Source organism: Sinorhizobium terangae (genome assembly GCF_029714365.1).
GTDB classification, from domain to species: Bacteria; Pseudomonadota; Alphaproteobacteria; order Rhizobiales; family Rhizobiaceae; genus Sinorhizobium; species Sinorhizobium terangae.
Genome location: NZ_CP121659.1, coordinates 1,344,142 through 1,363,498, shown reverse-complemented (window position 1 = coordinate 1,363,498; position 19,357 = coordinate 1,344,142). Strand labels below are relative to the sequence as shown.

Annotated in this window: 19 protein-coding genes and 2 tRNA genes; 13 read left to right on the top strand and 8 right to left on the bottom strand. The window is 59.9% G+C overall.

The genetic code is table 11. From position 1 onward, the window contains the following. Window positions 1-16: 16 nt before the first annotated feature. Window positions 17-880: an NAD(P)-dependent oxidoreductase gene (locus QA637_RS06540; protein ID WP_153440824.1), complete on the bottom strand. Its 864-nt coding sequence runs from the start codon at window positions 878-880 to the stop codon at window positions 17-19. 351 nt (window positions 881-1,231) lie between these two features. Here QA637_RS06540 and QA637_RS06535 point away from each other — a divergent pair, with 351 nt between their 5' ends. Then, entirely contained in the window at window positions 1,232-2,188 is a 957-nt protein-coding gene (locus QA637_RS06535) for a LysR family transcriptional regulator (protein WP_153440823.1), read from the top strand. Window positions 2,189-2,353: 165 nt separating this feature from the next. After that, window positions 2,354-3,073 carry a transcriptional repressor LexA gene (lexA, locus tag QA637_RS06530; RefSeq protein ID WP_153440822.1) on the top strand — a complete coding sequence of 240 codons (720 nt, stop codon included), beginning with the start codon at window positions 2,354-2,356 and terminating at the stop codon, window positions 3,071-3,073. An 877-nt stretch (window positions 3,074-3,950) separates the two neighbouring features. Here lexA and QA637_RS06525 read toward each other — a convergent pair. Together QA637_RS06525 and QA637_RS06520 are read right to left on the bottom strand one after the other, a co-directional pair. After that, a tRNA-Cys gene (locus QA637_RS06525) sits at window positions 3,951-4,024 on the bottom strand. A gap of 191 nt (window positions 4,025-4,215) precedes the next feature. Further along, a complete protein-coding gene (locus tag QA637_RS06520; RefSeq protein ID WP_153440844.1) occupies window positions 4,216-4,509 on the bottom strand; it encodes a hypothetical protein in 294 nt (97 codons plus the stop codon). A gap of 140 nt (window positions 4,510-4,649) precedes the next feature. On the opposite strand from QA637_RS06520, the gene QA637_RS06515 reads away from it, so the two are divergent. The 3 genes from QA637_RS06515 (at window position 4,650) to QA637_RS06505 (ending at window position 5,582) form a co-directional block, all read left to right on the top strand. Continuing rightward, window positions 4,650-4,724 (top strand) — tRNA-Asn (locus tag QA637_RS06515). A 178-nt stretch (window positions 4,725-4,902) separates the two neighbouring features. Further along, window positions 4,903-5,259 (top strand): SMR family transporter, encoded by a 357-nt coding sequence (locus tag QA637_RS06510; protein WP_153440821.1) that lies wholly within the window; start codon window positions 4,903-4,905, stop codon window positions 5,257-5,259. Continuing rightward, window positions 5,256-5,582, top strand: a complete 327-nt coding sequence (locus tag QA637_RS06505; protein ID WP_153440820.1) for an SMR family transporter — start codon at window positions 5,256-5,258, stop codon at window positions 5,580-5,582. The genes QA637_RS06510 and QA637_RS06505 overlap by 4 nt, the downstream gene beginning before the upstream one ends. Here the strand turns inward: QA637_RS06505 and QA637_RS06500 are convergent. Next, window positions 5,570-6,415, bottom strand: coding sequence for an SDR family NAD(P)-dependent oxidoreductase (locus QA637_RS06500; protein WP_153440819.1), 846 nt, complete (start codon window positions 6,413-6,415; stop codon window positions 5,570-5,572). The genes QA637_RS06505 and QA637_RS06500 overlap by 13 nt on opposite strands. 323 nt (window positions 6,416-6,738) lie before the next feature. Here QA637_RS06500 and QA637_RS06495 point away from each other — a divergent pair, with 323 nt between their 5' ends. The 5 genes from QA637_RS06495 to QA637_RS06475 all read left to right on the top strand — a co-directional run bounded on the left by QA637_RS06495 (window position 6,739) and on the right by QA637_RS06475 (window position 10,633). Beyond that, window positions 6,739-7,779 carry a cysteine synthase A gene (locus QA637_RS06495; RefSeq protein WP_153440818.1) on the top strand — a complete coding sequence of 347 codons (1,041 nt, stop codon included), beginning with the start codon at window positions 6,739-6,741 and terminating at the stop codon, window positions 7,777-7,779. A gap of 8 nt (window positions 7,780-7,787) precedes the next feature. Continuing rightward, entirely contained in the window at window positions 7,788-8,537 is a 750-nt protein-coding gene (locus QA637_RS06490; RefSeq protein ID WP_153440817.1) for an alanyl-tRNA editing protein, read from the top strand. Window positions 8,538-8,555: 18 nt separating this feature from the next. Beyond that, window positions 8,556-9,419, top strand: coding sequence for a 3-mercaptopyruvate sulfurtransferase (gene sseA, locus QA637_RS06485; protein ID WP_283064348.1), 864 nt, complete (start codon window positions 8,556-8,558; stop codon window positions 9,417-9,419). Between the two features lie 5 nt (window positions 9,420-9,424). After that, entirely contained in the window at window positions 9,425-9,988 is a 564-nt protein-coding gene (locus tag QA637_RS06480) for a GNAT family N-acetyltransferase (RefSeq protein ID WP_153440815.1), read from the top strand. Window positions 9,989-10,165: 177 nt separating this feature from the next. Continuing rightward, the gene (locus QA637_RS06475; RefSeq protein WP_153440814.1) at window positions 10,166-10,633 is read left to right on the top strand and encodes a DUF1203 domain-containing protein; all 468 of its coding nucleotides are present in this window, start codon (window positions 10,166-10,168) and stop codon (window positions 10,631-10,633) included. 65 nt (window positions 10,634-10,698) lie between these two features. Here QA637_RS06475 and ald read toward each other — a convergent pair whose 3' ends face one another. Further along, window positions 10,699-11,817, bottom strand: a complete 1,119-nt coding sequence (ald, locus tag QA637_RS06470) for an alanine dehydrogenase (RefSeq protein WP_153440813.1) — start codon at window positions 11,815-11,817, stop codon at window positions 10,699-10,701. A gap of 157 nt (window positions 11,818-11,974) precedes the next feature. Here ald and QA637_RS06465 point away from each other — a divergent pair, with 157 nt between their 5' ends. Further along, window positions 11,975-12,436, top strand: a complete 462-nt coding sequence (locus QA637_RS06465) for an Lrp/AsnC family transcriptional regulator (RefSeq protein WP_153440812.1) — start codon at window positions 11,975-11,977, stop codon at window positions 12,434-12,436. A 27-nt stretch (window positions 12,437-12,463) separates the two neighbouring features. On the opposite strand, the gene QA637_RS06460 is transcribed toward QA637_RS06465, so the two are convergent. Beyond that, window positions 12,464-13,711, bottom strand: coding sequence for a GGDEF domain-containing protein (locus tag QA637_RS06460; protein WP_153440811.1), 1,248 nt, complete (start codon window positions 13,709-13,711; stop codon window positions 12,464-12,466). Between the two features lie 214 nt (window positions 13,712-13,925). Between QA637_RS06460 and QA637_RS06455 the strand changes: the two genes are divergently transcribed. Beyond that, on the top strand, window positions 13,926-15,899 hold the full coding sequence (locus tag QA637_RS06455; protein ID WP_283064917.1) for a bifunctional 2',3'-cyclic-nucleotide 2'-phosphodiesterase/3'-nucleotidase: 1,974 nt from the start codon (window positions 13,926-13,928) through the stop codon (window positions 15,897-15,899). A gap of 179 nt (window positions 15,900-16,078) precedes the next feature. On the opposite strand, the gene QA637_RS06450 is transcribed toward QA637_RS06455, so the two are convergent. Continuing rightward, window positions 16,079-16,399: an HlyU family transcriptional regulator gene (locus QA637_RS06450; RefSeq protein ID WP_153440809.1), complete on the bottom strand. Its 321-nt coding sequence runs from the start codon at window positions 16,397-16,399 to the stop codon at window positions 16,079-16,081. Window positions 16,400-16,478: 79 nt separating this feature from the next. Next, window positions 16,479-17,726, bottom strand: coding sequence for a threonine ammonia-lyase (ilvA, locus tag QA637_RS06445; protein ID WP_283064342.1), 1,248 nt, complete (start codon window positions 17,724-17,726; stop codon window positions 16,479-16,481). 159 nt (window positions 17,727-17,885) lie between these two features. Between ilvA and QA637_RS06440 the strand changes: the two genes are divergently transcribed. Continuing rightward, the gene (locus QA637_RS06440; RefSeq protein ID WP_283064340.1) at window positions 17,886-19,340 is read left to right on the top strand and encodes a TrkH family potassium uptake protein; all 1,455 of its coding nucleotides are present in this window, start codon (window positions 17,886-17,888) and stop codon (window positions 19,338-19,340) included. Window positions 19,341-19,357 lie beyond the last annotated feature (17 nt).

The following is a 19,357-nucleotide window of genomic DNA, read 5'->3' as shown; positions in this document are numbered from 1 at the left end:
CGGCAGAGCAGAATTCTCAGGCGCTTCCGGCCTCGCTGTTGATCGCGATGACGCGGCGGCCGAGATAGTGGGCCTCGGGGCCGTAGAGCAGGTCGCGCACGTCGGCAGGGGTCAACAGTTTGATGAGCTGGTCGGTCTGGCCGCTCAGCGGCAGCACCAGCCCGCCCGCCTGCGCAAGGTCGAGAACGACGTCCATGTCCTTCTCGTGCCAGGTGAAACGGGTACCGTCCCAGCGTTCCAGCGTGTTGTTGTAGCCCGGGCTCTTCAGCAGAATTTCGCGCATGCGCTGCGCATCGACGCCGTAGCGCTTGGCAAGGAGCAGCGCTTCGTAGTTGCCGACGCAATGGATCCAGTGCAGCAGATTGTTGCAGGCCTTGGCGAGCTGTCCGGAGCCGATCTCGCCGACGTGCAGAACGTCGCGGCTGTAGCTCATCAACACCGGACGCGCCTTCTCGACATCGGCCTCACGTCCACCGCAGAGTGAAAGCAGCGTGCCCTCGCGCGCTCCCTCCAGGCCATAGACGACCGGCGCGTCGATGAAATTCACACCATAGCTGTCACAGTAATCGCTGAGTTCGCGCATCGTGCCCGGATTGTTGGTCGCGGCAATCGCAATGACCGAGCCCTTCTTGGCGATGGGCGCCAACTCCCTGGTCACCGCGCGCGACTGATCATCGGTCGCGACGACGGCGATGAAAACGTCGGCCATCGTCGCGAGATCGGCGAGGTCTTTTGCAGCCGTGATGCCCGCGGCGGATGCCTTGGCGAGGCATTCCGCATCAAGGTCGTAGGCAGCTACGGCGAAGCCCGCCTTCAGCACATGCGACGCCATGGCCAATCCCATTGCGCCGACGCCCACGAATCCAACTCTTGCCGACATGCAATCCTCCCCTCCTGCCTTGGAAAAATGCCAGCCGAAACCGTTGGGACACGCATGAGCGCTCCCTGAAGGCCAACAATGATCATGCGATGATTGAAATCCGGACTATCCGGAAATGCTCCTCCTCGACCGTCGCTTCGATTGTGCGACACCGTCTCCTCACGGCTTCGTACAACCCCGTCCTCAAGGACTTCCCGCTTCGGCCTTCCCTGGGCAAATCGATCGTAACCGCCGGGAATGATCGAAGTCTGCGTTTCGGAAGTTCTAAAATCAAGAAGAATGATTTGATATCGTTCAAACCAGAAGTTAGAACTGACTATCGTCAAATCCAGTTTCTCGGGGAGGTGAAATATGGATCTGCGTTCGGTCAATCGGTTCCTTGCAGTCGCTGAACTGGGCAGCCTGAACAAGGCCGCGCAGCGCCTCAATCTTTCCCAGCCGGCACTTTCGAAAAGTATCCAAATGCTTGAATATGCTTTCGGAGTGCCGCTGCTCGACCGCGGCCCGCGCGGCATCACGCTCACTTCCTTTGGCGAGGCGGTCTTCGATCATGCCCGGCGCATTGCCGCGGAGATGCGCAAGATGGAAAGCGAAATCAAAGCGATCCGCACGCTTGGATCGGGCGAGATCAACGTCGGCGCTCCGCTTGGCCCTGACAGCCGCACGCTCGCTTTTGCGATCCTCAGGCTCGTGACTGACGAGCGGCGTCTGACCATCAACATTGCCAATGGCACTCGCAGTGACCTGATCCGCCCATTGCTGCTCGGCGATCTCGACTTCCTGATCGCGACCCTCTTCGAGCCGGAGGATCTTCCGCCCGATGTCGAGCAGAGCGAGCTCTATCTCGATTCCATGATCCTCGTCGTACGCGCCGGTCACCCTATGCTTGACGGTCACCAGATCGAACTCAAGGACCTGGCCCAGTACCCTTGGGTGGTATTGACCGGCAACCGCGACCTCGAAGGCGCGCTGCGCAAGATCGTAGGCATGGAGTTCAATAAATCGGTTCTGCGCAGCGGCTCTCCGATGTTCGTCAAGAACATTCTCCAGAAGAGCGAGTTCATCGGCCTTGTGCGCCAGGACGCCGTCCGAATAGAGCTCGAAACAGGTTCGTTGGTCGAGATCGATATATCCGGCCAGCTTGACATCCAGGAGCTCGTGCCGGCGCAAAAGGTGGGATTGATCTTCCGATCCGACGTTTCAATTCCGGTGGCGAGCCAGGCCTTGATCCAGGAGATCACAACCGCGACACGCGCAAGCTCCGGAGCCCTCACCAGCCTGACCGACCGGCCAGGGTCGCGGCTCTAACTTTTGCATCGTTAGCGGGATAGCAGTCTGCCGAGCGACCGACCGCTTTTCAGCGGGAATACGCGACGACTGGGAAAATTCACGGAATTTTAGGCACTTGCGGAACACATATGGAACATATAGTGTCTGTTCTTGATTTGTTTCGCGATTCTGGAGTGACGCGCCATGCTAACCCGCAAGCAACAGGAATTGCTTCTGTTCATTCACGAACGAATGAAGGAATCCGGGGTGCCGCCGTCCTTCGATGAGATGAAAGACGCGCTGGACCTCGCCTCCAAGTCGGGCATCCACCGGTTGATTACAGCGCTCGAGGAACGTGGGTTCATTCGCCGCCTTCCCAACCGGGCGCGCGCACTTGAAGTCATCAAGCTGCCTGAGGCCTATACAACGAGCCCGCAGCCTCGGCGTGGCTTCTCGCCAAGCGTGATCGAAGGCAGCCTGGGCAAGCCGCCTGCCGCGCCGGCCGCCGCGCCGAAATCGCCGCCACCGAGCGATACCGCATCCGTTTCGGTGCCGGTCATGGGACGAATCGCGGCCGGTGTTCCGATCTCCGCGATCCAGAACAACACGCACGACATTTCCATCCCGGCCGAGATGTTGGGCAGTGGCGAACACTACGCGCTCGAAATCAAGGGCGACTCGATGATCGAAGCGGGTATCTTCGACGGCGACACTGTGATCATTCGGAATGCAAACACGGCTAATCCCGGCGACATCGTCGTTGCACTGGTCGACGATGAAGAGGCAACGCTCAAACGGTTCCGCAGAAAGGGCGCGTCCATTGCGCTCGAAGCGGCCAACCCGGCCTATGAAACGCGGATATTCGGGCCGGACCGCGTCAAGATCCAGGGCAAGCTCGTTGGCCTCATTCGCCGCTATCACTAAGCGCGTCGCGTTAAATCGGACTTATGTGACGCGCCTTAGATCAGTGCTTTTGTGCATCTCGTTGCCCCAACCACGGCACACTTTTGAGCGACACGCATTCGTTTGACGATGTAAGCGGTATTCGAGCCTGGTTGCAGGAGGCGGTGGCGTTTAGAAGCTGCTGGTCGGATGTTCTTTTTGAGCGCGAGACCTGACCTACCGGCTTCTCAGGATTCCTACCGTTGTTTCCGTGGTCGCAGCCGAATGCGGGCACGCCACGGAAGGCCCCTCGCCCAGACACTCGCGAAGCGTCTGGATTGGACCAAGATCATCGATTTTCTTGAGATAAGATCCCTTTGAGGCCTCAGGCGTCGAAGAACCACTGGCCTGCAATACCTCCAGCACCGCGCCGTTGGCCTGCTGCATGTTTTAGTCCGAGTCGACAACGATTTAGAAAACATGCAGTAGAGCGAGGCAAACGTTCAGCAGGAAGAAAAAGCCGGCCCATGCCCTTCGGCAGAGACCGGCGAGTGTACAAACCGCGCTTCAAAGCAAAAACTCGTTGTAAATGATATCGAGGGAGTTTAGGGGCGACACCTGCCATGATCCATGGACCTTAGTCCTACGGGACGTTGCCAAAGGTCTTAGGATTGTTGTGCGGTCCGCTCTTCGGCATGTAGCTATGACCGCGCGCAGGCGACATCCATGCCGGCGATCGAGGCGTTGGGGTGACCAGAGCCCGCTCGGCTGTCCCTTCGAGCCGCTATGGGACCTTCGTTGGAAAGAGTGCCGGACTGACGAGGTCATGACATATGGCCTCGATCCTTGCCCTGGTGATGAGGCTTAGGCAATTCTCGCAATCTGCTTGAAGCGGATATGTTAAGCTATTGATTTTGTTTGGAGGCCTCGCCCGGAATTGAACCGGGGTACAAGGATTTGCAGTCCTCTGCGTCACCACTCCGCCACGAGGCCTCTCGCGCTCGATCGATCAAGCGATGGCCGGCGTTTAGAACGAATCTATGAGGAGCGCAAGGGGGAAGGACTCGAAAAAGGTAGAACGTACGAAGGCATTCACCGTTCTCCCCAGCAATCCCCAGCGGCATCCAATCGGCGGATTCGTCAGCCGCCCCGCTGCCTCCAGACATCGGTTCCGCGTGCCAAGTTCAGGACTTTCCGGACGAATTTTGCTGGCCGCGCCAGCGTGCCCACCAGACCGCCAGTTTGCGGCGACGCCGGCGGATCGCCGGTATGTCGTGAGAGAGCACAAGCAGCCCCAGAGGAATCATCCAGAAACCGAGCACCGGCAGGAAGCCCAACACGCCGCCCACGATAAGAAGCGAGCCAAGCAGAATTCTAAGCACCGGCGAGTTGGGCAAGCTTATACGCCATTTTCCGAGAACGATCTCACGTGTCTGCGGATCGATGCCGAAATGTCGTTCTTTCCTGGCGTTCGTCATTATTGCTCTTTCATGCTCCTCCCCCAGAATTGGGGCCTTCTCCACAGCCTCGCAACCGACGTTGTCATTTTTTTTGAAAAACCGCTTGGCAAATCGAAAAAGCATTTGTATTAGCAGCCTCACTTCTGCGGCGCAGATGATCCCTGGTAGCTCAGCGGTAGAGCACTCGACTGTTAATCGATAGGTCGCCGGTTCGAATCCGGCCCGGGGAGCCAGTTTCAAAGAGCCATTCGCGGCAAGTACGCGAATGGCTCTTTTCGTTTGTCAGTATAAAACGCGTCGCCTTCGATCGGACTCATGTGACGCGCTTTAGGTCATTTGCTTTTATGCATGTCGTTGTCCCAAAACCGCTGCACACTTTTGGGCGACATGCATTAGTCCCGAAGGTTCCTCATGCGTGTTGCATGGCTTTTCCTGGCTCTCGCGATCGCGACCGAGGTCGCTGGCCTCACCGCGATGAAGGCCGCGTCCGCCTCCGGCTCCTATGCCGGACATGCGATCATGTATGCATCGATTGCGCTCTCATACGTATTCCTCGCCAGGGCCGTGAAGACGATCTCTGTCGGCGTCGCCTATGCCATCTGGGAAGGGTCAGGTGTCGCCCTCATCACGCTGGTCTCGGTGTTCGTCTTTGGCCATGCACTGAGCGGCCGTGAAATGCTGGGCCTGTCGATGGCCATCGTCGGGATACTGCTCGTCAACGCGGGCGAGGCACCGGAAGAGGAAGCGGCGGGAGAAGCGGCCCGATGAGCGCCAACAGCTTCTATTTCGCTTTCGCGGTTATGGCCGGCGTCCTCGACGTCGCTGCGAATCTGGCTTCCACGAAGTCGAACGGCTTTGCACGGCGCGGCTGGGGCGTGCTTTCGATTCTCCTGGTACTTGCCGCCTTCGCGCTGCTTGCGGAGGCGGTCAAGGGCATGGAACTTGCCATCGCCTATGCGGTGCTCGGTGCCACCGGCATCTTCGGCACCGCGATCTGCGGGCGTCTCTTCTTCGGTCAGAAGCTGAAACCGGTCGGCTGGCTCGGCCTGTCGCTCGTCTTCGGTGCGGTTCTCGTGCTTCACACCGCCTGACGCGACCGCCCCTTCGTTCTGGATTGCGACTTTTTCGCCGTGGTGGCGGGCACGCGCCCGGGCACGAGCCAGTTGAGAAGCGCGAAATAGGCCCTGTACGGCAGGAAACGCGCCAGTTTAACCGCATAGGTAAAGCGTTTCGGGAACGTGATCTCGAAGCGCCCTGATTTCAGGCCGAGGCAAATGCGCTCCGCCGCCTCCTCTACGCTCACCAGGGCCGGTCGCGGGAACTTGCCTCTGGCGGAGGCGGCCGTGTCGACAAAACCCGGACAGATCAATTGCAGGCGGATGCCGATACGATCGAGGTCGAATTTCAAGCTCTCGGCCATATTGATGAGCCCTGCCTTGGTCGCCCCGTATGCAGCGCTCATCGGCAGGCCGCTGTATCCCGCCAGCGACGACATGATGGCGATCTGGCCATGGCCGTTCGCCTTCATGTGTTCGACAACGGGTACGAGGCAATTGACCACGCCATGAAGATTGACCGCAAAGCTCTTATCGAAGGCGTCCCGGTTAAGATCGTCGCCGCGCACCGGAATCACTACGCCCGCATTGAGCAGGGCCAAAGCCACCCGGCCGTGATCGTATTCGATCGCCGCCAGCAAACGCTCCATGTCGCTCGGATCCGTGACGTCCCCATCGAGAACGACAATCCTGCCGGGGCCTGACGCCTCATGCTGAAGCGCCACCAGCCTCTCGTGGTTACGTGCCGTGACGACGACCGAGTACCCCTCCTCAACCAGCCTCAGGGCGACGGCGCGCCCGATGCCCGAACTCGCCCCTGTTATCCACACCATTCCATGGTCGGGTCGGGCTGTGAATGCAGTCGCCATTTCGTCCTCGCGTGCATCGGGAAGGGCTTCCCCTTCCAAAACCCGTGGCTGTCTCCCCCCTGCCCGGGTTTAATGCCTCTCCGACGGCAACGCCTGTCCAGATTTTCCACTTTCGACCGCCCTTTTGACGACCGAGACGAATTTTGCCCGGGACAGGTTAGCTGCGAAACGCTATTTCTTGCCTAGTGCACAGGCTGAGCCGAAAACACGCCAATATTTCGGCGATCTTGCCTGTAAACCAAATGTTTATCGGATCGCCGTTCATCAGGGTTTATGCTGGGCTCAGACCCGGCGTCTGTTCCGTCCAGCGTGAGGTTTTCAAAATGACCGTTCTTCCGTCCGTGCTCGAAGCGATCGGCAACACACCGTTGATCCGACTCCAGGCCGTTTCCGAAGCCACCGGCTGCACCATTCTGGGCAAAGCGGAGTTTCTCAATCCGGGCCAATCGGTGAAGGACCGAGCGGCCCTCTGGATCATCCGCCAGGCGGAAAAATCCGGGCAGCTGAAGCCCGGCGGCGTCATCGTAGAAGGCACGGCCGGCAACACCGGAATCGGCCTCGCGGTCGTCGCCAGCGCGCTCGGCTATCGCACGGTCATCGTAATCCCTGAAACGCAGAGCCAGGAAAAGAAGGACGCGCTGCGCCTGCTGGGCGCCGAACTGGTCGAAGTTCCCGCAGTACCCTACAAAAATCCCAACAACTACGTGAAGATTTCGGGCCGACTGGCCGCCGAACTTGCCAAGACGGACCCGAACGGCGCGATCTGGGCAAATCAGTTCGACAATGTCGCCAACCGCGACGCGCATGTGGAAACAACCGCGCCGGAAATCTGGCGCGACACGGACGGCAAAGTCGACGGTTTCATTTGCGCGGTCGGCTCTGGAGGCACGCTCGCCGGCGTGGCACAAGGGTTGCGGGCCAAAAATGCAGCCGTCAAGATCGGTATTGCCGATCCGGAAGGGGCCGCACTTTACAATTACTATGCACATGGCGAGCTCAAGGCGAGCGGAAGCTCGATCACCGAGGGCATCGGCCAGGGCCGCATCACGGCCAACCTCGAAGGGTTCACGCCGGACTTCGCCTACCAGATTCCCGATTCGGAAGCCGTGCCCTATGTCTTCGACCTTATCGAAAAGGAAGGGATCTGCGTCGGGGGCTCGACCGGCATCAACATTGCCGGCGCGGTGCGCCTCGCCAAGGATCTCGGTCCCGGCCACACGATCGTAACGATTCTCTGCGACTATGGTAACCGCTATCAATCGAAGCTTTTCAACCCGGACTTTCTGATCTCCAAGGGCCTGCCGGTGCCAAACTGGCTGAAGACCACTTCGAACATCACCGTCCCGTACGAACCCGTCGGATAAAATTTACGATGATCAAGACCGTTACCGCCCTCTTCCGTGAAGATTTCTACCTCTCGACCTGCGAGGCAAGTGTGACAGGGATCCTCGAGAATGGCGGGATCGAGCTTGATCAGACGTGCTTTTATGCCACCTCGGGCGGGCAGCCGGGCGATACCGGCTTTCTCGAGCGTGACGACGGAAGCCGAATCGCAATCGCAGGCACCAGGCACGGCGCCACCAAAGACGTCATCATACACGTCCCGGCGGGAGGTCAGCCTTCACCGGCGATCGGCGAAAAGCTCGTCCTCCACATCGACTGGCCGCGCCGATACCGATTGATGCGCATGCATACCGCCTGCCACCTGCTTTCCGTCGTTTGCCCCTTCCCGATCACAGGCGCCGCCGTCGGGGAGGACGAAAGCCGCGTCGACTTCGACATGAGCGAAACGATCGACAAGGATCAGGTAACCGCCGCGCTCATGAAACTCGTCGACGAGAACCACCCCGTTTACGTGCAATGGATCACGGACGAGGAACTCGCGGCCAACCCCGGCATCGTCAAATCGAAGAACGTCCGCCCGCCGATGGGCCTTGGCAGGGTGAGCCTCGTCTGCATCGGAAAGGATTCCGCCGTCGATAGCCAGCCCTGCGGCGGCACGCATGTTTCCGAGACCCAGGAAGTGGGCGCGATTCACATCGCCAAGGTAGAAAAGAAGGGTAAGGAGAATCGGCGTTTTCGAATACGCTTCGGATCGCCCGAGGATCGTGCGGCTGTTTGAGTCTGTGGAGAGACGACAATGGATAACAAGAACGAGAACAAGAGTGCTTTTGTCGTTTCTGCGGACTGGCTCCAGCAGCGCCTTGCCGATCCGACGGTGAAGATCCTGGATGCTGCCTGGTACCTGCCGGCGCAGAACCGGGACCCGAAGTCGGAATACGCGGCGGCGCACATCCCCGGTGCGATATTCTTCGACCAGGATGCGATCGCCGACCAATCAAGCGGGCTGCCGCATACCCTCCCCTCGCCGCAGGCCTTCGCGGAAGCCGTCGGTGCCATGGGGATTGGCGAGGACGACACAATCGTCGTTTACGACGGGCCGGGCATCTTCACCGCGCCGCGCGTGTGGTGGATGTTCCGGATCATGGGCGCAAAGAACGTCTTCGTTCTCGATGGCGGGCTGGATGGCTGGAAGGCGGAAGGACGGCCGACGACCCAGGAAATCCCTGATCCGAGGCCGCGCGTTTTCAACGCCACGTTCAATGCTGCGGCCGTCACCTCCTTCGAGCGCATGAAGGAGATTGTCGCGAACCGGCTCGCTCAGATTGCTGATGCGCGCGGCGCAGGCCGCTTCACCGGCGAGGAACCGGAACCGCGAGCCGGCATGCGCTCGGGGCATATGCCTGGAGCCAAGAGCCTGCCGTCCGGCGTTTTTTCCGAAGGAGGCAAGCTCAAGAGCCTCGACGCCCTGCGCCAAACCTTTAGCGATGCTGGCGTCGACCTGACGCGGCCGGTCGTCACCACTTGCGGGTCCGGCGTCACCGCGGCAATCATAACTCTTGCCCTGCAATCGCTGGGGCACACGGACAATACGCTCTATGATGGCTCCTGGTCGGAGTGGGGCGGACGGCCCGACACGCCGGTCACGACCGGCAGAGAGTGAGTGCCATGCAAGAATCGAAATCTGCGGCGATCACGGCGCACGTGACCGAGCTCGAAATGACGTCACCGCCGAAACAAAGCCTGCCGATACCCGTCAACATCCACACGGCCGTATTGCGCGTATCGGACATCCCGCTCGCCTATTACCGCTTCCTTTACCTTCGTGTCGGCAAGCGCTGGCATTGGACGGAGCGCCTGCGGATGAGCGACGAGGAACTGGCGGACGTGCTCCACAACAAGGAGACGACGGTTACTGTGCTCTACGTCGACGGTGCACCGGCCGGCTTCTTCGAACTGCACGAACGCGAAAACGACGTCATCGAGCTCACTCATTTCGGCCTTATGGAACACGCACTCGGTCTCGGCCTCGGCAAATGGTTCCTGCTGCAGACGTTGCTGGCGGCCTGGGCGATGAACCCGAGCAAGGTCAAGGTGACGACGAACAATCTCGACCACCCGCGTGCCCTTCAGCTTTATCAGCAGTTCGGCTTTTCGCCGGTCGCGACGCGGGAGGCAATTGTCGAACCCTTGAGCGACGCCGAGTTGCTTGCTTTGGCAAAAAAGCTCTGACGTCGATAGTACTGTGCATCTCTTCAGGAGCCTAACGTTATAGCGCTTTGAATTCCTGCACGTTTTTCCATAAATCGGCTCCGATCCCCAATCGATGCGCGAGGCAAGTTTCGGGTGTCGAGGCGGACCGAAAAAGCGCATCCATCTCCTCCTAGATTTCTTAGGAGGAGAACCGCCATGGCTCTACGCTACATCCCGATGCCCCACAACCACGCAGAACGACTGCGCGGCAGCGCCCTTGATGCTTATGGGAACCAACCTGAGCGGCGTATTTCGGACGGCGACGGCATTCCCTGCCGATATTGTCTACGCAACGTCGATCGCGGCGAGCCCTATCTTGTGCTCGCTTATCGACCCTTTGCGTCAGCACAAGCTTACGCGGAGACCGGACCGATCTTCCTCCACGCCGACGAATGCACCGGACACGACGGACAGTCGCTGCCGCCTATCCTCGCAGCCAGCAAGGAGTATCTGTTGCGAGGATACGGGGGCGACGATCGCATCGTCTACGGAACCGGTGGCGTCATCGCCGCGGAAAGGCTGACAGAGCGCGCCGAAGAACTCTTGGCTCGGACGGACGTTGACTACGTGCACGTGCGTTCCGCCAAGTATAACTGCTATCAGTGCCGTATCGAGATTGCCTGAGACTACGGCGCCGCGCGTCCCGCGCAAAGGCCCGGCGCCTAAACGCCGGGCCAGCAGTTCGATCCTCAGGCGACGTTGAGAACGGCCTCGGGCGCATAGGCATCATAGCCAAGCGCCTCCGCCACCGGCCGGTTCGTCACGCGGCCCTTGTGCACGTTGAGGCCGGCACGCAGGTGGCGGTCCTCGGCGATCGCCTTGAGGCCACGATCGGCGAGCTGCAGGCCGTAGTAAAGCGTGGCGTTGTTCAACGCATGCGCCGAGGTCACCGGCACCGCGCCCGGCATATTGGCGACGCAATAATGCACGACGCCGTCCACCTCGTAGGTCGGTTCGGAATGCGTCGTCGCGTGCGAAGTCTCGAAGCAACCGCCCTGGTCGATGGCGACATCGACGATGACCGCACCTTTTTTCATGCCGGAAAGCATTTCGCGGGTGACGAGCTTGGGGGCCGCCGCCCCTGGGATGAGCACGGCGCCAATCACCAGATCCGCGGAAAAGACTTCCTCCTCGAGCGCATCGATCGTCGAGAAGCGGGTGTGAACGCGACCGTTGAAGATATCGTCGAGTTGACGCAGGCGCGGGATGGAGCGGTCAAGAATCGAAACGTCCGCACCGAGACCGGCGGCCATCTTGGCTGCATGCAAGCCGACAACGCCACCGCCAATAATCGCGACCTTGGCCGGCAACACTCCCGGCACACCGCCAAGGAGGATACCACGGCCGCCGTTCGCCTTCTGAAGCGACGTCGCGCCCGCCTGGATGGAAAGCCGTCCGGCGACCTCCGACATCGGCGCAAGGAGCGGCAATCCACCGCGCTCATCCGTCACCGTTTCGTAGGCGACCGCCGTAACACCTGAGTTGAGCAATCCCTTCGTCTGCTCGGGATCCGGCGCCAGATGCAAATAAGTATAGAGAATTTGGCCTTCGCGCAGTTGCGTCCATTCGGAAGGCTGCGGTTCCTTGACCTTGACGATCATGTCCGACTTTTCGAACACTTCCTTGGCCGTCGAAACAATCCGCGCTCCTGCAGCGCGATAAGTGTCGTCATCTGCCCCGATCCCTGCCCCGGCCTTGGTTTCGACGATCACCTCGTGACCATGGGCGACATATTCCCGTACCGAACCGGGGGTCAGACCAACACGGTATTCATGGTTTTTGATTTCCTTCGGGCAACCGACACGCATCTGAGCGTTCCTCTCCTCTTTATGGGCTGTGCGCCGCATTGATGACGCGCCCAGCAAAACAGATGGCCCTGCGAATGTCCTTGCAAAGAGCTGTCCGACAGCGCATTGCTTTCGAATATTATTGCGTAGTTGAATGCAACCACGAAGGAAATCCCGAATGAGTGAGCTCGACAGCATTGATCATGCGATTCTGCGTATCCTCCAGCAGAATGGCAGGATATCCAATGCGGATCTCTCGGCGAAGGTCGGCCTTTCCCCTTCTGCCTGCTCCCGGCGTGTCGACATTCTCGAAAAATCGGGCACGATCAGCGGCTATCACGCCCGCGTCGCCCACAAGGCGCTCGACTACAAGATCATGGTCATCGTGCATATCTCGCTGTCGGGCCAATTCGCCAAAACGCTTGCCGAATTCGAGGCTGCCGTGAAACTCTGCCCCAATGTGTTGGTCTGTTATTTGATGTCGGGAGAATACGACTACATCCTGCGCGTCGCAGCCAAGGACCTGGAGGATTACGAGCGGATTCACCGGGACTGGCTGTCCGCCCTGCCGCATGTCGTGAAGATCAATTCCAGTTTCTCACTGCGCGAGGTCATCGATCGGCCCAATGTCGGCATTTGAGCGTCTTCGGCGTCGCCGTATACCCGACTATCTGCCGACCACGCGATTTCGACCGCCGCTCTTGGCGGCATAGAGACGCAAGTCCGCTTGGGACAGCAACTCGCGAACGCCGTTCCCGTCGCCGAATGCCGACGAAAGGCCTATGCTCGCCGTCACCGGAGCGCCATTCGGAGTAGCTACCCGCCCGGCAATTGCGCGTCGTATGTCCTCGGCGCGCGAAAGCGCGTCCGGATAGGCAAGCGCGGGGCACAGGACGACAAACTCTTCGCCGCCATACCGGAACAGGCGGTCCGTCGGTCTGAGGGTCGCCTTTACCGTCGCGACCAGCTTTTGCAGCAGATGATCTCCCTCGATATGCCCGAAGCGGTCATTGACGCTCTTGAAGTGATCGACGTCGATGATCATCAGGCTGACCGGCGTGTTTTTCGCGGCAGCATCGCGCAGCATCTGCTGCCCCTCGACTTCGAAGCGGCCGCGATCGAGCGCGCCGGTCAACGTGTCTTTGCCGGAGCGCGACAGCAAATCTTCGTAGCGTTCGCGGAACGTCAGGTCATTGAAGATATCGCCGAGCGGCCGATCGGAGATCGCCAAAAACGGGTGCCGCGACGCATTGAGATAAAGGCCGATGGCGACTGCAAAGAACGGCGCCGCCAGCATCTTCGCCATCCATCCGCCCCAGAAGACATCCGCCGGCGCACCGTTCACCCAGTGCAATGCGGCATAGAAGCCCAGCTGGTCGAGGGTCAGGACCACGACGCCGCAGATCAGGAATCGAGCCGTGACGAACCGGCGCAGCCAGCGCCCCAGCCTCTCGTAGAGCAGAATGATGATCAGGGAATCGAAATAGAGCAGCGTCGTGCCCCAGACCATCAGCCATCCCATCTCATCGATGAAAGCGATGTCGGCGACGCGATTGGGAACGATGGATACGGTGTCATGCAATCTGAGCAGCAGGCTCAGAGCCACGGTCAGAAAGTTGCCCGCAAGCAATCCGTAGATAGGCTGACGTACCGTCGCTGCGTCCTCCTTCACGTAGAGGAGCAGGATTATCATGAGCTTGCCGGAAAAGAACACGGCGGAGCCCGGGGAGATCACCCCAAACGGCAGTTGAACATAGAAAACGGCAGCGAGATAGGTTTCGATGAAATGCATCACGCCGAGCGCCGCCACGAACACGCCAAGTCCCAGGCGCCCACGCAGATGCAGCAACCAGATCATTGCCACCACGTAGATCAGTGCCTCGCCGAGGAAGAGAAGGAGATTGGCGTTTGGCATGCGCCCTGGATTTCCGTTTTTGTTCGCCAGTCTCTTAGAATTAAACTTTGAAGAAAACTTTACTCACTCTGTACCGCGGTGGCGTCGGAATAGGCAAGATTCCGCCGCTTTGCCTTGCCGTGCCTTTCGCCATAGTCTCCTGTATTCCAAGGTGTTACCGCAGGCCCGCAACCGCGTCCGCGGAGAGTTCAATATGGAGACAGCGATGCCGTCAATGACCGCTCTTCACCCCATTTCGCGCCGTTCGCTGCTTGGCGGGCTCGCCGCCTCCTCTGCCCTCGCGATGCTTCATCCTTTCTCCGCGCGTGCCGCGGCCAACCAGGCACATCTGCGCATCATGGAAACGACGGACCTGCACGTGCACGTGTTTCCTTACGATTATTACGGAGACAAACCGAACGACACGGTAGGGCTCGCGCGCACTGCCTCCATCATCGATGCGATCCGAGCCGAGGCAACGAACTCCGTGCTCGTCGACAACGGCGACTTCCTGCAGGGAAACCCGATGGGGGACTACATCGCTTACAAGCGCGGCATGAGGGAAGGCGATCTGCACCCGATCATCGGCGCGATGAACGTGCTCGGCTACGATTGCGGCACGCTCGGCAATCACGAGTTCAACTACGGCCTGGACTTCATGTTCAACGTACTGAACGGCGCCAACTTTCCGATCGTCTGCGCCAACCTGACGAAGGGCGCGCTTGCGGCGAACGCACGTCAGGATGCGCTCTTCCTCAAGCCCTATGTCATTCTCGACCGAAAGGTAAAGGACGGCGCCGGAGAGGAACATTCGATTCGCATCGGCCTGATCGGCTTCGTTCCACCGCAAATCATGACCTGGGATGCGAAGAACCTTGAGGGCAAGGCGAATGCGCGCGATATGGTCAAGGCGGCGGAAGCCTGGGTGCCGCAGATGCGCGAGGAAGGAGCGGACATTATCGTCGCGCTCTCCCACTCGGGAATCGGACAGCAAGACTATGCCGAAAACCTCGAGAACGCATCGGTGCCTCTGGCTGCTATCGACGGCATCGACGCGATCGTCACCGGTCACAGCCACCTCGACTTTCCCGGACCTAAATTCGAGGGCTTCGCCGGCGTCGACAACACCAAGGGACTGATTTCGGGCAAGCCGGGCGTCATGGGCGGCTTCTGGGGCTCCCATCTCGGTCTGATCGACCTGCTGCTCGAGCGCGACGGCGGTGCTTGGCGGGTGATCAGTTCGACGAGCGAAGCTCGCCCCATCTACCGGCGGGAGGAGAAGAAGGTGATTGCCGAAGTCGGCGACAAGGCGGACGTTCTGGCCGCCGCGCAGAAAGACCACGAGGCGACGCTCGCCTATGTCCGCACCCCGGTCGGCAAGACCTCGGCACCGCTCTATTCCTATTTGGCCCTCGTCGCCGACGACCCGTCGGTCCAGATCGTCAGCCAGGCACAGACCTGGTACATCCGCGACATGCTCAAGGACACGGAGCAAAAGGACCTGCCGGTTTTGTCCGCGGCGGCTCCCTTCAAGGCCGGCGGTCGTGGCGGCGCCGACTACTACACCGATGTGCCGGCAGGCGATATTGCCATCAAGAACGTTGCCGATCTCTACCTCTATCCGAACACGGTACAGGCCGTCGTCATCACCGGGGACCAGGTCGCCAATTGGCTCGAGATGTCGGCTGGTATCTTCAATCAGGTGGCTCGCGGATCCGTCGACGCGGAGCTGATCAATGCGAGCTTCCCGTCCTATAATTTCGACGTGATCGACGGCGTCACCTATGAGATCGACCTCTCACAACCGGCGAAGTTCGACAAGGACGGCAATCTGGTGAACGCCTCGGCAAAGCGCATCCAGAACCTGCAATTCGACGGCAAGCCGATCGACCCCGGGCAAAAGTTTGTGGTGGTGACCAACAACTACCGCGCCGGCGGTGGCGGCAACTTCCCGGATATAGCTTCCGACAAGGTGATCTTCGTCGCGCCGGACACCAACCGCGATGTCATCGTCCGCTACATCGTCGAGCAGGGAACGATCAACCCGTCGGCCGATGCGAACTGGAGATTCGTGCCGCTCAAGGACACGAGCGTGCTTTTCGACAGCAGCCCCAAGGCAAGACAGTTCCTGTCGCAGGTGGAAGCCGTTGCGATCGAAGAGGCGGGCGAAGGCGCCGAGGGCTTCGCCCGGTTCCGGATCAAGCTCTGACACCCTGAACGCAAGGGCGGGCCGAGCACTCGCGACATCGAGGAAGCCGGCCCTCCCCATCTCACGCTCAATATCTTGCGCCCGACACCGCCCGCGGCCGGAATCTAATTCAGACTCTAAGGAAACCTGTCCAACCCGGGATTTACGCGCGGATATTCATCGGCCGGAGCCATGCGATCTTACACCGGCCTGGACGGCGAATCGTCCTGAAAGAGCGCGGCGCGTTGCTCATCGACGATCTGCCGGCCCTTTCGCAGAGCCGCATCGATGGCATCCTGCTCGGACGCGAAAAGATCGGCGCGAATGAAGGTGCGCACTTTCACGCCAGAATCAGGCATCGTCTTTTCGATGCTGCCCGCCAGGCGATATTGCGGACCCTCCCGCATCGGAGTCGCGCGGATCAAGCAATCCCCGTAGGATTCAGTCTTGCCAGCGGCTTGCTCGGGTTCCTCTTTGGAGCCGCCGGAGAAGCCAAACAATTTCGAGAAAAACGATGCCATGTCTCATGGTTAGCCGCGGCCGCCAGCGCTGTCAAAGGCTAAGTGCGTGGCAATGTCGTCCGCCGGCGCGATGCCGAGATCAAATGACGAGATTGGCGAGAATCTCGTTCTCGGTAATGTCCTGATAGCGCAAGCCAGCCGCATCGAAGCGCGCCTTCAGAGCCGGAAAGTTTTCTGCGTGCTTGGTCTCAATGCCGATGAGGACCGAGCCGAAATTGCGGGCCGACTTCTTCAAATACTCGAACCGCGCAATATCGTCCTCGTCGCCAAGCAGATTGAGAAAATCGCGTAGCGCACCCGGGCGCTGGGCCATGCGCAGGATGAAATATTTCTTGAGCCCGGCGTGCCGCATCGCCCGCTCCTTGACATCGGGAAGGCGTTCGAAATCGAAATTGCCTCCCGATACGACCGCAACCACCGTCTTGCCCTCCAGCCGCGCGCGCCCGAAGATCTCCAGCGCGGTTATGGAAAGGGCGCCGGCCGGCTCCAGAACCACACCCTCGACGTTCAGCATATCTATGATCGTCAGGCAAATCGCGTTCTCGGGTAGCAACATCACCTGCTCAGGCGCAAAGGCCGCCAGCGCTGCGAAGTTCAGGTCGCCAACGCGCGCGACAGCCGCCCCGTCGACAAAGTTGTCTACCTGGTCGAGTGTGACCACGCTGCCGGTCTCGAGGCTCCGCTTGAGGCTTGGCGCTCCAGCCGGCTCGCAAAAAACGAAACGATCGGTCGAAAGCGTGCCGGCGAGATAGCCGGTGACACCGGCGGACAATCCACCACCGCCGACCGGTAGGGCGACAAGATCGGGAACAACGCCTCCCGGTAGCTGCTCGACAATTTCGGCGGCTACCGTCGCCTGCCCCTCGATGATGTCCGCATGATCGAAGGGCGGCACCATGACGCCGGCAATCGCTTCGACATGGTCGCGCGCCGCCTGATAGCACTGGTCGAAAATGTCGCCGACCAGCCGGATGGTAATGAACTCACCACCGAACATGCGAGTCTTGTCTATCTTCTGCTGCGGCGTCGTCACCGGCATGAAGACGACGCCCGGAACGCCGAAGTGCCGGCAGACAAAAGCAAAGCCCTGGGCATGGTTTCCGGCCGAAGCACAGACAAAGGTCTTGCCCATCGCCCCGGCGGCAAGAGCCTTGCGGAAGAAGTTGAACGCGCCGCGGATTTTGTAGGACCGTACGGGCGAAAGATCCTCGCGCTTCAGGTAGACCGTCGCGCCGTAGCGGGCGCTGAGGTGATCGTTGAGTTGCAGCGGCGTTGCCGGAAAAATTTCACGGAGCGCGAGCGCTGCATTTTCAACATCCTGCTTCATAACGTAGGGTCATCCGTTGCGTTTACCGATGCCTGACGCTATCGCACATTGCCTCGCATGAGGCCATCGAATTGACACGAATCGATCGGGCAAGCCACTATTGCTGCCGCTCCAGGCGGCCACCGGCCTGTTCGACAACTGTTTCCGGGAAATCGAAGCTTGAATGCAACCCTGTTCCGGCACGCTGTCCATATCGCGGCGATCCTCGGCCTCTACCTTTCCGGCGCGATGTTGATCCCCGCTCTCGTCGACCTCTACTACGGACATGCGGACTGGGAGATCTTCGCCGTAACGGCCTTCCTGACCGGTGGCCTCTCTGCGGCGACGTTCATGGCGACCCGCGCGGGACCTCCGCCGTTCTCGAAGAAATTCGGATTTCTTCTGGTCAATTTGCTCTGGTTTGTCTTCTCCGTCGTTGGTGCAATCCCGCTCTGGCTCTCCTCGCTCGACCTTGATTTTGCTCAAGCACTCTTCGAGTCCGTTTCCGCGGTTACGACGACCGGTTCGACCGTCATCGTCGGGCTCGACAACGCGCCGCCCGGCCTGCTGCTGTGGCGCTCGCTCCTTTGCTGGCTCGGCGGCATAGGCATTGTCGTTCTCGGCCTGTTCATCATCCCCTACCTGCGGGTCGGCGGCATGTCCTTCTTCAAGATGGAGTCCTCCGACACGAGCGACAAGACATTCGCCCGCATCGCAAGCTTCAGCCGCGCCTTCCTCGCCGTCTATGTGACGATCACGCTGCTCTGCGCAGTAGGCTATAACATGACTGGCATGAACCGCTTCGATGCGATCAATCACGCGATGTCGACCGTCGCTACCGGCGGCTTTTCAACCCACGATGCATCATTTGCCTATTTCGGCAGCGTTCCACTGCTGTGGACCGGCACATTTTTCATGACGCTTTGCAGCCTGCCCTTCTCGATCCTGATCGTGCTTGTCGTCAGGGGGCGTCTCGACGCGTTGCGCGATCCGCAAATCAGCGTCTTTCTCGGCTATCTCACCGTGTTTTCGGTGGCCGTGGCCGCCTATCACCGGCTGGCGAATGGCGTCGAATTTCATCTCGCGCTGGCGCATTCCTTCTTCAACATCAGCTCGATCCTCTCAACCACTGGCTACGCTAGCGAAGACTATAGTCTTTGGGGGCCCTTCGTCGTCATGACGGCGTTTATCGCCACCTTCATGGGCGGCTGCTCCGGCTCGACTGCAGGCGGTATCAAGGCCTATCGTTTCGTCGTGCTCTTCAACGCGATCCGCTCAGCGTTGAATAGGCTCATCTATCCCAATGCGATCTATGCGGTGCGCTATGGCAACAGCACCGTCGATCTGGACACGCAGCGCGCTATCTTCCTGTTCTTCATAACCTATATCCTTCTCTGGGTTTTCGGCAGCCTGGTGATGGCGGCGCTTGGCTATGATCTGGTCACGGCAGTCTCGGCCGTCATTACCTGCCTCTCCAACGTCGGTCCCGGCCTCGGCAGCATTATCGGTCCAGCCGGCAACTTCTCGACGCTTGGGGATCCCGAACTCTATCTTCTGTCGCTGATGATGCTGCTCGGACGTCTCGAGGTTCTGACCGTTCTCGTCATCCTGACCCCGGTCTTCTGGAAGCACTGAGTGTCTTAATTAGCATC

What these genes read in the sequence shown, in the direction of transcription:
- QA637_RS06495 (WP_153440818.1), top strand. Translation starts at nt 6,739, where the DNA reads ATGACCGTTCTTCCGTCCGTGCTCGAAGCGATCGGCAACACACCGTTG.
- QA637_RS06505 (WP_153440820.1), top strand. Translation starts at nt 5,256, where the DNA reads ATGAGCGCCAACAGCTTCTATTTCGCTTTCGCGGTTATGGCCGGCGTC.
- QA637_RS06490 (WP_153440817.1), top strand. Translation starts at nt 7,788, where the DNA reads ATGATCAAGACCGTTACCGCCCTCTTCCGTGAAGATTTCTACCTCTCG.
- QA637_RS06450 (WP_153440809.1), bottom strand. Translation starts at nt 16,399, where the DNA reads ATGGCATCGTTTTTCTCGAAATTGTTTGGCTTCTCCGGCGGCTCCAAA.
- QA637_RS06500 (WP_153440819.1), bottom strand. Translation starts at nt 6,415, where the DNA reads ATGGCGACTGCATTCACAGCCCGACCCGACCATGGAATGGTGTGGATA.
- ald (WP_153440813.1), bottom strand. Translation starts at nt 11,817, where the DNA reads ATGCGTGTCGGTTGCCCGAAGGAAATCAAAAACCATGAATACCGTGTT.
- ilvA (WP_283064342.1), bottom strand. Translation starts at nt 17,726, where the DNA reads ATGAAGCAGGATGTTGAAAATGCAGCGCTCGCGCTCCGTGAAATTTTT.
- QA637_RS06475 (WP_153440814.1), top strand. Translation starts at nt 10,166, where the DNA reads ATGGCTCTACGCTACATCCCGATGCCCCACAACCACGCAGAACGACTG.
- QA637_RS06455 (WP_283064917.1), top strand. Translation starts at nt 13,926, where the DNA reads ATGACCGCTCTTCACCCCATTTCGCGCCGTTCGCTGCTTGGCGGGCTC.
- QA637_RS06520 (WP_153440844.1), bottom strand. Translation starts at nt 4,509, where the DNA reads ATGACGAACGCCAGGAAAGAACGACATTTCGGCATCGATCCGCAGACA.
- QA637_RS06480 (WP_153440815.1), top strand. Translation starts at nt 9,425, where the DNA reads ATGCAAGAATCGAAATCTGCGGCGATCACGGCGCACGTGACCGAGCTC.
- QA637_RS06540 (WP_153440824.1), bottom strand. Translation starts at nt 880, where the DNA reads ATGTCGGCAAGAGTTGGATTCGTGGGCGTCGGCGCAATGGGATTGGCC.
- sseA (WP_283064348.1), top strand. Translation starts at nt 8,556, where the DNA reads ATGGATAACAAGAACGAGAACAAGAGTGCTTTTGTCGTTTCTGCGGAC.
- QA637_RS06510 (WP_153440821.1), top strand. Translation starts at nt 4,903, where the DNA reads ATGCGTGTTGCATGGCTTTTCCTGGCTCTCGCGATCGCGACCGAGGTC.
- QA637_RS06460 (WP_153440811.1), bottom strand. Translation starts at nt 13,711, where the DNA reads ATGCCAAACGCCAATCTCCTTCTCTTCCTCGGCGAGGCACTGATCTAC.
- QA637_RS06535 (WP_153440823.1), top strand. Translation starts at nt 1,232, where the DNA reads ATGGATCTGCGTTCGGTCAATCGGTTCCTTGCAGTCGCTGAACTGGGC.
- lexA (WP_153440822.1), top strand. Translation starts at nt 2,354, where the DNA reads ATGCTAACCCGCAAGCAACAGGAATTGCTTCTGTTCATTCACGAACGA.
- QA637_RS06465 (WP_153440812.1), top strand. Translation starts at nt 11,975, where the DNA reads ATGAGTGAGCTCGACAGCATTGATCATGCGATTCTGCGTATCCTCCAG.